An 11,995-nucleotide genomic window follows, 5' to 3' on the forward strand; every position below is an offset into this window, starting at 1 on the left:
GCTGCCCGCACTCGTCGCGGCGGTCCGCGATCCGGACCGGCTGGAGCACGACCGTGCCCGTGCGCAGGCCGCGGAGGGGTGGTTCGCGGCGGCGGGCGGCTACTCCTGGGGCGGTGCGGAGCGTCCGCAGCGGATCCGGTGACCCGCGCCGGGAACGCGGAACGGGCCGTCTTCCGCGAGGAGGACGGCCCGTTCGGCAAGAAGTTCGCGGTGTCATCGAGACCCCGCGCCCGCTCCCGGAGGAACTAGCGGCGGAGGCCGAGACGCTCGATCAGCGCGCGGTAGCGGTTGATGTCCACGTCCGACAGGTAGCCGAGGAGTCGGCGACGCTGACCCACGAGCAGCAGCAGACCACGACGCGAGTGGTGGTCGTGCTTGTGCTCCTTGAGGTGCTCGGTGAGGTCCTTGATCCGACGGGTCAGGACGGCCACCTGGACCTCGGGGGATCCGGTGTCACCGGGGTGGGTCGCGTACTCTTCGATGATCGCCTTCTTGACATCTGCTTCGAGTGCCATAGGTGGATCCCCTCTCTCTCGTTGCGCGGTGCCCGGCGCCTGATGCGTGGGCTCTCTTGATCCGCGGCCGTCGAACGGCAACTGCACGAGCTTACCAGAGGGTGGGGCGGTGTGGGGCCCGCTCTAGCAACACAGCCTAGGCGCCGACGGCCCTGTTCCAGAGCACGACGAGCCACGGCGACACCAGCAGCTCCCAGTACACGAGGACGAGCACGTTCAGCACGACAGCGATCCACCCGGCGATCGGCCGGGTCTTCTCGCGCCGGCGGGCGCGGATCGAGGAGACGCCGAGCAGGACGCCCACGAGCAGCAGCGCGTGGATGAGCGCGGTGTAGAGGACGCCGACGACCAGATCGCTCATCGCCCGGTCGCCCGGGTAGGCCCCGAGCGAGATCAGCGCGTACCAGACGAAGAACGAGATCGGCACGGTCACCACGGCGATCGCCGAGCCCGCCAGCGCGGGCCCGTAGCGACGCCACCATTCGGAGGCGCGGCTGCCGGAGGACGACGGGCGGGCGGCGTTCCGCGGGCGGTACGCGGAGGTGGTGACGCGGGCCGAGCGGCGCGGGGAGGCGGATCCGGCTGCGCGCGACGCGGGGGCGGCCGGACGTCGGGGCGCGCCGTCGGGAGACGTGCTCATGCCCACCACCCTAGAGGGTCGGCTCCGCGGGTCCGTCCGGGCACCGCGCCGCCCGGCGAGCAGAATGGGGCGGGTGAGTCAGGTCCCCCGCGCGCCCCGGCGCAGCCACGTCATCGACGTCTCGCCGCTGCGGGAGTCGCCCGCCTTCGCCCGGCTCTGGGCCGGGAACGTGATCTCGGGCATCGGCGGGCAGATGACGATCGTGGCCGTGGGCCTGCACATCTACGAGCTCACGGGCTCGACGCTCGCGGTCGCGATGGTGGGCGTCGTCGCCCTCGTGCCGACCGTGATCGCGGGGCTCTACGGCGGGATGCTCGCCGACGCGTTCGACCGGCGGCTGGTGCTCCTCCTCTCGGCGATCGTGGCGTGGGGCTCGACCGCGGGGATCGCGGCGCTCGCCTGGCTCGGCGCCGAGACTCCGCTGTCGCTGTACCTGCTCACCGCGCTCAACGCGGTCGCCACGACCGTGATCGTGGCCACCCGGATGACGCTCGCCCCGCGGTTGCTCCGACCGGAGCTCGTGCCCGCGGCCGCCGCGCTCGGCGGGATCGCGAGCGGCGTCGAGGTGACCGTGGGACCCGCGCTGGCGGGCGTGCTCGTGGCCGGGGCCGGCTTCCCGGCGACGTACACGATCGACGTGGTGCTGTTCCTCGCCGCATTCCTGGGGATCGTGGGACTTCCGGCACTGGTGCCCGAGGGCGAGCGGCAGCGGCCGGGACTCGAGTCGCTGCGGTTCGGGATGCGCTTCCTGCGCGGGGCGCCGAACATCCGCCTCTCGTTCCTCGTCGACATCGTCGCGATGACGTTCGGGCAGCCGAGGGTGGTCTTCCCCGCGGCGGCGGCCCTCCTGCTGGGCGGCGGAGCCGTGACGGTCGGGGTCCTGACCGCCGCCTTCGCGGTCGGGGCGCTGCTGAGCGGCGTCTTCTCGGGCCGGCTCACGGGGGTGCGGCGCCAGGGGCTCGCCATCGGGCGATCGATCCAGGTCTACGGCGGGTTCATCGCCGCGTTCGGCGGTGTGCTGCTGACGGCGGCGCTGCTCCGCCACGACGTCTCGGCACCGGGCCTCCTCCTCATCGCGCTCGCGTCGATCGCGCTGGCCGGAGCCGGGGCGGCGGACAACGTCAGCTCGATCTTCCGGCAGACGATGCTGCAGACGGCGGTCCCCGACAACATGCGCGGACGACTGCAGGGCGTGTTCATCGTGGTGGTGACCGGCGGCCCGCGCGTGGGGGACCTCTACACGGGGCTCCTGGCCTCGCTGGCGCTGCTCTGGCTGCCGCCGCTCGCCGGGGGGCTCGCGATCATCGGGATCCTCGGCGCGGTGCTGCGGACCCGGCCCGCGTTCCGCGGCTACGACGCCCTGCATCCGACGGCCTGAGCCGACCCGCCGCGCCCGTCGAGCGCGGCGGGCGCGGGGTCACTCCCCCGCGAAGTCGCTCGTGCCGCCGCCGTCGGTGAGGTTCTCCTCCGACACGGCTCCGCTGTCGTCGTCGCGGCCCTCGACCCGCGTGGGGCGGTAGACGTGGAAGCCCTCGTCGTCGTCCTCGAGCTCCCAGACGACCTCGACCTCCTCGCCGTCGATGTCGGCGACGCGGGTGAGGGTGGGCTGCGGCGCTCCGTCGACGAGTTCGAGGCGGATGCTCTCCTGCTCGGCGCCGCTGTCGAGGATGGCCGTGTACGTGGTGGTGTCCATGCCTCGACGGTAGGCATGCTCGCAGGACCCTCGCCACCCCTTGCGGCGCTCGGGTGGGCGCGTAGCGTCGCCTCCATGACCGACACCGACATCACCCCCGCCGACTCCGACGACGTCGCCCAGATCGCCGAGCTCGTGAAGAGCGCGAAGATCGGGCTGCTCACCACCGTGAACGCCACGGGCCAGCTCGTCAGCCGTCCGCTCGCCGCCCAGGACACCGACTTCGACGGCGTTCTCTGGTTCTTCACCCAGGACCCCTCGCCCAAGGTCGAGGACATCCGCGCGAACCCGAGCGTGAACGTGGCGTTCGAGTCGAAGAAGGGCTACCTGTCGGTGGCCGGGACCGCGAGCGTCGTGCACGACGCGGCGAAGATCGACGAGCTGTGGAGCCCCTCCGTCTCGGGCTGGTTCCCCGACGGCAAGGACGACCCGACCGTCGCCCTGATCCGCGTCGACGCCGAGACGGTGGAGCTGTGGGCGTCGGACGAGCCCGGGCCCGTCGTGCTGTTCAAGGTGCTGACCGCGGCGGTCACGGGCGGGCAGCCGGACGTGGGCGAGAACCGCACCGTCTCGTTCGAGTAGCCGCGCCTGCTGTCCCCGTCCGCGAGACGCCACTCCGGTACGCCTCGTTCGGCGTGTCGCGTACTGACGTGGCGTCTCGCGGCGGAGTGACGGGGTCAGGGGCCGCCGAAGCGCTCGGTGCGGACGCGCTCGGGGGCGTGGCCCTGGGCGACCAGGGCGGTCGCGACGGCTTCGACGAACGCGGTCGGGCCGCAGACGTAGACGGTGGGCTCGGCCGAGGGCGGTAGAGCCGTCTCGGCGAGCAGCTCCGGAGTGAGCCTGCCGGCCGGACGGGCCGCGCCGGGCGGAGCGACGCGGGTGTAGACCATCTCCGTCGCCACTCCGCCTTGCTCGGCCGGCCGTTCGGCCAGCCTCTGCAGGTCGTCGCGGTAGTACGCGAAGACGGGCGAGCGGACCGAGTAGATCAGGCGCATCGGAGCCGCGCTGCGACCCGGCCGTGCTCGCGCGCCATCGCCATCAGCGGGACGAGACCGCTGCCGCCTGCGATCAGCTGCACGGGCTCGGTCTGCTCGGGCCGCCAGACGAACCAGCCGCCGATCGGACCGCGCACCTCGAGGCTGTCCCCCGCTTCGAGGCCCTCGACGAGGTACGGCGACACCTCGCCGTCCTCCAGGCGCTCGACGGCCAGCTCGACGTGCTCGCCGTCGGCGGGCGCGCCGATCGAGTAGGAGCGGCTCGCCTGATAGCCGTCGGGCGCGGTGAGTCGCACGTCGAGGTGCTGCCCGGCGAGGTGACCGGGCCAGCCGGGCACGCGCAGGGTGATGAGGCGGGAGGTCGGGGTGAGCGGGGCGACCGTGTCAGCGGTCGACTCCTGCCAGATCACCGGTAGCGCTCCTCTTTCCACGGGTCGCCGTGCATGTGGTAGCCGTTCTGCTCCCAGAAGCCGGGCTCGTCGCCGGGCATCAGGCGCAGGCTCCTCACCCACTTGGCGCTCTTCCAGAAGTAGAGGTGCGGGACCAGCAGTCGCGCGGGCCCGCCGTGCTCGGCGGCCAGGGGCTCGCCCTCGAACGTGGTGGCGACCCAGGCCTTCCCCCCGCGGATCTCGGAGAGCGGCAGGTTGGTGGTGTACCCGCCGAAGCTCTGCGCCATGACGTAGCCGGCGTCGCTCTCGACGCGTCGAGGAGGGTGTCGACCGAGACGCCGCGCCAGGTCGTGCCGAGCTTGGACCAGCGGGTGACGCAGTGGATGTCGGTGTGCACGTCCTCCTGCGGCAGTGCCTGGAACTCGTCCCAGGTCCAGCTCCGCACGCCCGCGGGACCCGCGTCGATCGAGAAGCTCCACTCGTGGATGTTCGGGGTGGGCCCGATCGAGAGCACGGGGAAGCCGGTCTCGAGGTACTGCCCGGGCGGGATGTCCGGATTCTCGGCGCGCTTGCCGAAGAAGCCCCGCGTGATGATGCCCATGTCCGCCCTCGTCGTCCTCGGGGCAGCGCCCCGGCTCGGTGGAAACCGCTCGTCGATCGTCAGGCTATCGCGGTGGCGGCGAGGAACGCCGCTACTCGATCCTCGGCGCTCGGGCGAGCCCGAGCCGGTGTCGGCGGTGAGTGCGAGGATCGGCGCATGAGACGAACCGTCGTGCCGCCGTACCTCCTCGTCCGCATCGCCCGACTCGACGATCCCGCGTTCGCGCGGGCCGCCCGGGCCGCGAGCCGCTCCCTCGAGCAGGACGTGCCGTTCCGGCGCGTGCGCCCGGGCGAGCCGTCTCCCGGCCGCGGCACGCCGGGCCCGACCGCCACCGCCACTCCGACCCCCCGCAACCGGGTCGCCGCCCTGCAGCGGACGATCTCGGACGCGCAGACGACCGAGTCGCTCCCCGGCGTCACCGTGCGCACCGAGGGGCAGCCCTCGAACGGCGACGTCGCGGTCGACGAGGCGTACGACGGGCTGGGAGCGATGTCCGCGTTCCTCCAGCAGGCGTACGGCCGCGACTCCATCGACGACGCCTGGCTGCCGCTGGACGCGACCGTGCACTTCGGCGACGACTACGACAACGCGTTCTGGGACGGCTCCCGGATGGTCTTCGGCGACGGCGACGGACAGGTGTTCCGCCGCTTCACGATCTCGCCGAGCGTGATCGGGCACGAGCTCGCGCACGGGATGACCGAGTACACCGCGAACCTCGTCTACCGCGGGCAGTCGGGCGCGCTCAACGAGTCGATCTCGGACGTCTTCGGCGCGCTTCTCGAGCAGTTCGGAGCCGGGCAGAGCGCCGAGGAGGCGAGCTGGCTGATCGGCGAGGGCCTCTTCACCGACGAGGTGGAGGGCACGGCCCTGCGCTCGATGATCGCGCCGGGCACCGCCTACGACGACGACGTGCTCGGGAAGGACCCGCAGCCCGGCTCGATGGACGACTACGTCGACACCGAGGACGACAACGGCGGCGTGCACATCAACTCCGGCATCCCGAACCGGGCCTTCGCCGTGGCCGCGCTCGCGCTCGGCGGGACGGCGTGGGAGCGCGCGGGGCAGGTCTGGTACGACGTGCTGACCGGCGGAGTGCTCACCGCGACCGCCGACTTCACGGCGTTCGCGGGGCTCACGGTCGCCGCGGCCGCCGAGCGCTACGGAGCCGGCTCGGACGTCGAGTCGGCGGTGCGCACCGGCTGGAGCACCGTGGGGGTCGTGCTGCCCGCCTGAGCGGGCGTCGGCCCCTCCCCTTCGGAGGGCGGGCGAGTACCATCGCGCGCATGGACGTCATCGTGTCGCGCAGCGGAGGATTCGCCGGACTCCGGCGCGTGTGGCGGGTGGACGTGGAGGAGCAGCCGGACGAGCGCGCCTGGCGCGAGCTGCTGGGATCCCTGCCGTGGCAGGCGGACGGCGAAGCGCAGCGCTCCTCCTCCGCTGCCGCCCCGGGCCGCCCGGATCGCTTCGTGTACGAGATCCAGGTGCAGACCCACCACGTGCGGCTCGGTGAGACCGAGCTCGATGGGGCCTGGCGGGAGCTGGTCGACCGGGTGCGGAAGGCGCAGCCGAGCTGACGGCCCTCGCACAGACGACTTGCACGCCCCGGACACGACGAAGGCGCAGCCCCTGACGGGTGCTGCGCCTTCGTCGTCGGTGCGGAGGGACTACTTCGTGCCGAGCAGGTCGATCACGAAGATCAGGGTCTTGCCGGACAGCGGGTGACCGCCGCCCGCGGGACCGTAGGCCAGGGCCGGCGGGCAGATCAGCTTGCGACGTCCGCCGACCTTCATGCCGGGGATGCCCTGCTGCCAGGCGCGGATCAGGTTGTTCAGGGGGAAGTTGATGGACTGGTTGCGGCTCCAGGAGGAGTCGAACTCCTCGCCGGTGTCGTACTCGACGCCGAGGTAGTGCACCTCGACGGTCGAGCCGGGCTGCGCCTCGGCGCCGTCGCCGACGACGACGTCCTCGACGACGAGGGAGTCGGGGGCCGGGCCGTCGGGGGCGTCGACCTCGGGCTTGGTCAGGTTCTCGCTGCTCATGGTCATCGATCCTAGAGCGGGGCGGCCGGGAGCGGGGTGTGCGCGGGGCCGGGCCAGGGGCGCGGGGCGCGGGCGGGTGAGGGAACCCGGGGACGTCGAGGGAGCCCGGTGCTGCCGGTTCCCTCGACGGGTCGGGGTTCCCTCGGCGGTCACTCGACGAGGGTGAGGCGCTGGGTGGGGCGGGTCATGGCGACGTAGAGGGCGGCGGCGCCGCGCTCGCCGGCGTCGGCGATCAGGCGGGGGCGGGCGATGACGACGGAGTCGAACTCGAGGCCCTTGGCCTCGGTGGTCGAGAGGACGGCGATCGCGCGGTCGAGGCCCGTGGAGCCTCGGCCGACGGCGCGGCCGAACTCGTCCTCGAGGCGCGAGGCGACGGCGTCGAGATCGGCGTCGGGCGCGATGACGGCGAGGGTCCCCTCCGTCGAGATCGCGCGGTCCTCGCGGATCGCGCCGAGCACGCGGTCGGGCAGCGCCGCGTCGCCGCGATCGCGGATCGTGCGGACGGGCCACTCCGTCGAGCGGACCGAGCGGCTCGGAGTGATCTCGAGCCCGTTCCCGCGCGCCGTGCGCTCGGCGAGCGCCACGATCTGCGCGGGCGTGCGGTAGTTGACGGTCAGCTCCTCGATGCGCCACACCGGCGGCTCCCCGTCCCGGCCCTGGCGGCCGAAGGCGTCGCGCAGCGCGGCGTCCCAGCTCGACGCGGCCGAGGCTCCGGACGCCTGCGCGGTGTCGCCCACGATCGTGAACGAGCGCATCGGACAGCGGCGGATGAGCACGCGCCACTGCATCGGCGAGAGCTCCTGCGCCTCGTCGACCACGACGTGGCCGTAGGTCCACGAACGGTCGGCGGCGGCGCGCTCGGCCGTCGTGCCCTGGCTCGTGCGCTCCGCGAATCCGGCGGCGAGGTCCTTCGCGTTGACGAGGCCGTCGACGCCCATGTTGCGGATGGCCTGCTCGGCGTTCTCGACGTCGCGGCGGCGCTGCTCCTTCTCGGCCTTCTTCTGCGCATCGGCGTGATCGTCGTAGGCGCCGAGGAGCTCGGCGGCCTCGTCGAGCAGCGGCACGTCCGAGACCGTGAAGGGCTCGTCGCGGCCCCGGCGCAGCAGCGCGCGCTGCTCGGGGGTCCAGCGCGGCGTGAGAGTGGCGAACCAGTTCGGCCGGGCGTAGAGGTCCTGGATCAGCTTCTCGGGGGTGAGCGGGATCCACGCGGTGTTGAGGGCGACGCGCACGTCGTTCGCGGTGCGGACGTCCTCCCGCAGCACCGCCTCGTCGGCCTCGTCGACCGTGTTGCCGTGGCTGCGGAGCTGATCGGCGAGCTGCTTCGTGAGGTCGCGGATCATGGTCTTGACGAAGCCCACGCGCGCCTCGTTGTGCGGCTTGCGCGACTCGCGGGCGCGGGTGATGGCGCGCTCGACGTCGTGCGGCTCGAGGCGCAGCTTCTCGCCGTTGACGTCGAGGATCTGCGTCTGGGCGGGGACGATCTGGCGCGAGCGGACGGCCCGGCGCAGCAGCTCCGCCATGCGTGCGGAGCCCTTCACCCGGGCGACGGCCGGGTCGTCCTCGTCGACGAGGTCGAGCCCCGGGTAGAGCTGCCCGAGCGTCGAGAGCACGACGCCCGTCTCGCCGAGGGAGGGCAGCACCGCCTCGATGTAGCGCAGGAACGAGCGGGAGGGACCCACGACCAGCACGCCGGAGGAGGCGATGCGGTCGCGGTAGGAGTACAGGAGGTAGGCGGCGCGGTGCAGCGCCACCGCGGTCTTGCCCGTCCCGGGACCGCCCTGGACGACGAGGACGCCGCGGAGGTCGGAGCGGATGATGCGGTCCTGCTCGCCCTGGATCGTGGCGACGATGTCGTGCATCCGGCCGGTGCGCTCGGCGCCCAGCGCCGCCATCAGCGCCCCCTCGCCCTGGAGCGCCGTGCCCTCGCGCAGCAGCTCCTCGTCGAAGACCTCGTCCTCGAAGCGGACGACCTCGCGGCCGCGGGTGGTGAGGTGGCGGCGGGCGCGCGTGCCCATCGGACGGGCGGCGGTCGCCTGGTAGAAGGCGGCGGACTGCGGGGCGCGCCAGTCGAGCAGCAGGGTGTCCTGCTCCTCGTCGCGGAGGCCGATGCGGCCGATGTAGCGGTGCTCCGCCTCCTGATCGGCGAGGGTGAGGCGCCCGAAGGCGAGGCGGTCGTCGGCGCCGGAGAGGGTCTGGATGCGGTCCTCGTAGAGGCGGGCGTACGCGTCGCGCTCGGAGCGGCTCTGGTGGTTGCCGCCCACGCTCTGGATCCGGACCCGGTCCAGCGCCTCGCGCGCCTGCGCGACCAGCTCGTCCAGCCGGGCGTAGAGCCCCGCCACGTACTCGCGCTCGCGCGAGAGCTCGGACTCGAGGATCGTGTTCTGGTCCGTCATCGTGCGCCCTTCCCGTGCATCGCCGTCGCGGCCGGGAGGCGGATCGCACTCCGGGGGCCGCAGAAAAACAGGCGGTCCAGTCTAACGACCGCGCAGGGTCCGGTCGGCGCGGTCGACGATCCCGGGGGTCTTGACGAACGGCGCCTCCGGGAGGAGGCTTCTGCCCAAGAAGAGTTCGACCCCCGGTCCGAGCAGGCGGCCCCGCCCCTGCCGTCGGGGGTCGATCTCTGTCCGGGCCCGGCAGGGGCCCGCTCCCCCGCCCTCCAGGAACCGCCCGGCGCGCTCCTGCGATGATGGCGGAGGGACCAGCCGCGCTCCCGCCCGACCGGCCGTCGATCGGCCCCGTCCTCCGGGAGCCCCATGACTCCGACGCCCGCGTCCGCGCCCGTGCGGCGGCTGCGCTCGGTGCGGGTGCGGATCCTCGCGGCGATCCTGGTGGTGACGGCGCTGGGGCTGCTCGTCTCGGGCGGTGCGTCGTTCCTCCTGCAGCGCGACCGGATCCTGGCGTCGATCGACGAGGAGCTGCGGCAGCAGGTCGAGAGCGTGCGCACGATCGTCGAGTCGCCCGGAGAGGCCGTGATCGTCGAGCCCGACGACGCCCCGCTCACCGCGGCACCGACCGACGGCTCCGGCTTCACCGACATGGACGCCCTGCTGCGGACCGTCCTCGGGCAGGTGCTGCCCCGGCTGGACGGGAGCACGGTCGGCCTCGTCGACGGCGTCGCGCGCTGGGAGCCGCAGCCGTACGCCCTCAGCTTCCTGCTGGACGACGACACCGCGTTCCTGGAGCGGGTGTCGGAGGAGACCGCGGCCGGCGCCACCGTGCTGGGCTGGGGCGAGACCGACGACGGGACGCTGCGGTACGCGGCCGTGCCCCTCCGGGTCGAGGGCTCGGACGGCGGGGGCGTCTTCGTCACGGCCATCGACACCGATGCCCGGCTCTCGGACCTCGGGGACGTCTCGCTCAGCTACGCGGTGATCGCCCTGGTCGCCCTCGCCGCGACGGGCCTCGTCGGCTGGTTCGTCGCGGGCCGGCTCCTCTCCCCCATCCGCGAGCTGCGGCGGACCGCGTCGCGCATCACGGCGACGGACCTCGGCGAGCGGATCCCGGTCGGCGGCGACGACGACGTCTCGGACCTCACGCGCACCGTCAACGACATGATCGGCCGGCTCGAGGGCTCGTTCGAGGCTCAGCGACGGCTGCTGGCCGACGTGCGGCACGAGCTCGGCACGCCGATCACGATCGTCCGCGGGCACCTCGAGCTCGTCGATCCGCAGGACCCCGCCGACGTCGAGTCGACGCGCACGATCGCCCTCGACGAGCTGGACCGCATGGGGCACCTGCTGGGCGACATCGCCGAGCTGTCGGAGGCGGAGCGCGAGGACCGCCTCGACCCGCAGCCGACGGATCTCGGGGAGCTCACGCGCCAGGTCCTCGCCAAGGTGTCCGTCATCCCGGGGCGCGAGTGGGACGCGGGGCCGGTGGCCGAGGTCCGGGTGCACGCGGATCCGGCCCGCCTCACCCAGGCCTGGCTGCAGCTCGCCGACAACGCGGCGAAGTACAGCCCGGAGGGGTCCCGCATCGTCGTCGGCAGCGAGCGGCGCGGCGACCGGGTGGAGCTGTTCGTCACCGACGAGGGCCCCGGGATCCCGGCCGCGGCGCGGGAGCGGATCTTCGAGCGCTTCGGGCGGGTCGACGACGGGCGCGGCATCCGCGGCTCGGGGCTCGGACTCGCGATCGTCTCGGCCATCGCCCGGGCGCACGGCGGCCGGGTGGAGCTCGACACCGTCCCCGGCCGCGGCACCCGCTTCGCCCTCTCGATCCCCCTCCGGCCCCCCGCGCACGACGACACCGACGACCACGACAGGACAGGAGGCGCCGAGTGAGCACCATCCTCATCGCCGAGGACGAGGAGCGCATCGCCGCCTTCGTCGAGAAGGGCCTGCGCTCCGCCGGCTACACCACGACGCGCGCCACCCGCGGGGACGACGCGCTCGCCTACCTCCGCAGCGGCGGCTTCGACCTGGTGCTGCTGGACGTGGGGCTGCCGGGGATGGACGGCTTCGCGGTGCTGCGCGCCCTCCGCGGCGAAGGCGGGACGCTCCCCGTGATCATGCTGACGGCGCGGAGCTCCGTGACCGACACGGTCGAGGGGCTCGACCTCGGTGCCAACGACTACCTCGCGAAGCCGTTCCGCTTCGACGAGCTGCTCGCGCGCATCCGCCTGCGTCTGCGCGAGGCCGCCGCGGCCGGATCCGGTGCTGACGACGGCACCCTCGTGCACGGCGGAGTGGCGCTGGACCTGCGCTCGCGCCGCGCCACGGTGGAGGGCGGGACCGTGGACCTCTCGGCGCGCGAGTTCGCCCTGGCCGAGGAGTTCCTCCGCCACCCCGAGCAGGTGCTCAGCCGCGAGCAGCTGCTCAGCCGCGTGTGGGGGTACGACTTCGACCCCGGCTCGAACGTGGTCGACGTGTACGTGCGCTACCTGCGCGGCAAGATCGGCGCCGACCGGATCGAGACGGTGCGCGGCATGGGCTACCGGATGGTGGGCTGAGCCGCCGCGTCCTAGTCGTCGAGGTCGTCGTCGACGTCGTCGTCCGGGTCGTCCGTGTCCTCGTCGTCGCCGTCGTCGCCGTCGTCGTCGGAGTCGGCGGGGGCGGGCGCCGGGACCGGGACGACCGGGACGGGCGCGGTGCCTCCGCTCTGCTCGGCGGGCGGGACCTGCTCGG

13 protein-coding genes and 1 pseudogene are annotated in these 11,995 nt (G+C 73.4%); 6 read left to right on the plus strand and 8 right to left on the minus strand.

Annotated features, from left to right (window positions below):
- Nucleotides 1-245: 245 nt before the first annotated feature.
- The gene (gene rpsO, locus B0T42_RS17560) at nt 246-515 is read right to left on the minus strand and encodes a 30S ribosomal protein S15 (protein ID WP_055793401.1); all 270 of its coding nucleotides are present in this window, start codon (nt 513-515) and stop codon (nt 246-248) included.
- 136 nt (nt 516-651) lie between these two features.
- The gene (locus B0T42_RS17565; protein WP_139344569.1) at nt 652-1,155 is read right to left on the minus strand and encodes a hypothetical protein; all 504 of its coding nucleotides are present in this window, start codon (nt 1,153-1,155) and stop codon (nt 652-654) included.
- 64 nt (nt 1,156-1,219) lie between these two features.
- On the opposite strand from B0T42_RS17565, the gene B0T42_RS17570 reads away from it, so the two are divergent.
- Complete coding sequence (locus B0T42_RS17570; RefSeq protein ID WP_077224303.1) at nt 1,220-2,533, plus strand: MFS transporter; 1,314 nt, start codon at nt 1,220-1,222, stop codon at nt 2,531-2,533.
- A 39-nt stretch (nt 2,534-2,572) separates the two neighbouring features.
- Here the strand turns inward: B0T42_RS17570 and B0T42_RS17575 are convergent, their stop codons facing one another.
- On the minus strand, nt 2,573-2,848 hold the full coding sequence (locus tag B0T42_RS17575) for a hypothetical protein (protein WP_077224304.1): 276 nt from the start codon (nt 2,846-2,848) through the stop codon (nt 2,573-2,575).
- Nucleotides 2,849-2,923: 75 nt separating this feature from the next.
- Here B0T42_RS17575 and B0T42_RS17580 point away from each other — a divergent pair, with 75 nt between their 5' ends.
- Nucleotides 2,924-3,430, plus strand: a complete 507-nt coding sequence (locus tag B0T42_RS17580; protein ID WP_077224305.1) for a pyridoxamine 5'-phosphate oxidase family protein — start codon at nt 2,924-2,926, stop codon at nt 3,428-3,430.
- 95 nt (nt 3,431-3,525) lie between these two features.
- Here B0T42_RS17580 and B0T42_RS22470 read toward each other — a convergent pair whose 3' ends face one another.
- The 3 genes and pseudogenes from B0T42_RS22470 to B0T42_RS17590 all read right to left on the minus strand — a co-directional run bounded on the left by B0T42_RS22470 (nt 3,526) and on the right by B0T42_RS17590 (nt 4,833).
- A complete protein-coding gene (locus tag B0T42_RS22470; RefSeq protein WP_342418278.1) occupies nt 3,526-3,843 on the minus strand; it encodes a ferredoxin reductase domain-containing protein in 318 nt (105 codons plus the stop codon).
- The gene (locus B0T42_RS22475; protein WP_342418279.1) at nt 3,834-4,253 is read right to left on the minus strand and encodes an FAD-binding oxidoreductase; all 420 of its coding nucleotides are present in this window, start codon (nt 4,251-4,253) and stop codon (nt 3,834-3,836) included. The genes B0T42_RS22470 and B0T42_RS22475 overlap by 10 nt, the downstream gene beginning before the upstream one ends.
- Nucleotides 4,250-4,833, minus strand: a pseudogene (locus B0T42_RS17590) (sulfite oxidase-like oxidoreductase). Before B0T42_RS17590 ends, B0T42_RS22475 begins: the two are co-directional and overlap by 4 nt.
- 156 nt (nt 4,834-4,989) lie before the next feature.
- Here B0T42_RS17590 and B0T42_RS17595 point away from each other — a divergent pair.
- Nucleotides 4,990-6,066: a M4 family metallopeptidase gene (locus tag B0T42_RS17595; protein WP_077224306.1), complete on the plus strand. Its 1,077-nt coding sequence runs from the start codon at nt 4,990-4,992 to the stop codon at nt 6,064-6,066.
- Nucleotides 6,067-6,116: 50 nt separating this feature from the next.
- On the plus strand, nt 6,117-6,407 hold the full coding sequence (locus B0T42_RS17600) for a protealysin inhibitor emfourin (RefSeq protein WP_077224307.1): 291 nt from the start codon (nt 6,117-6,119) through the stop codon (nt 6,405-6,407).
- A gap of 90 nt (nt 6,408-6,497) precedes the next feature.
- On the opposite strand, the gene B0T42_RS17605 is transcribed toward B0T42_RS17600, so the two are convergent.
- Nucleotides 6,498-6,872, minus strand: a complete 375-nt coding sequence (locus B0T42_RS17605; RefSeq protein WP_055793425.1) for an FKBP-type peptidyl-prolyl cis-trans isomerase — start codon at nt 6,870-6,872, stop codon at nt 6,498-6,500.
- A gap of 149 nt (nt 6,873-7,021) precedes the next feature.
- Nucleotides 7,022-9,265 (minus strand): HelD family protein, encoded by a 2,244-nt coding sequence (locus tag B0T42_RS17610; protein WP_077224308.1) that lies wholly within the window; start codon nt 9,263-9,265, stop codon nt 7,022-7,024.
- A gap of 360 nt (nt 9,266-9,625) precedes the next feature.
- Between B0T42_RS17610 and B0T42_RS17615 the strand changes: the two genes are divergently transcribed.
- Together B0T42_RS17615 and B0T42_RS17620 are read left to right on the plus strand one after the other, a co-directional pair.
- Nucleotides 9,626-11,152: a sensor histidine kinase gene (locus B0T42_RS17615; RefSeq protein WP_077224309.1), complete on the plus strand. Its 1,527-nt coding sequence runs from the start codon at nt 9,626-9,628 to the stop codon at nt 11,150-11,152.
- Nucleotides 11,149-11,820: a response regulator transcription factor gene (locus B0T42_RS17620; protein WP_077224310.1), complete on the plus strand. Its 672-nt coding sequence runs from the start codon at nt 11,149-11,151 to the stop codon at nt 11,818-11,820. The genes B0T42_RS17615 and B0T42_RS17620 overlap by 4 nt, the downstream gene beginning before the upstream one ends.
- The last annotated feature ends 175 nt before the right edge of the window (nt 11,821-11,995 follow it).

Source organism: Rathayibacter rhapontici (genome assembly GCF_001995175.1).
Lineage (GTDB): Bacteria > Actinomycetota > Actinomycetes > Actinomycetales > Microbacteriaceae > Rathayibacter.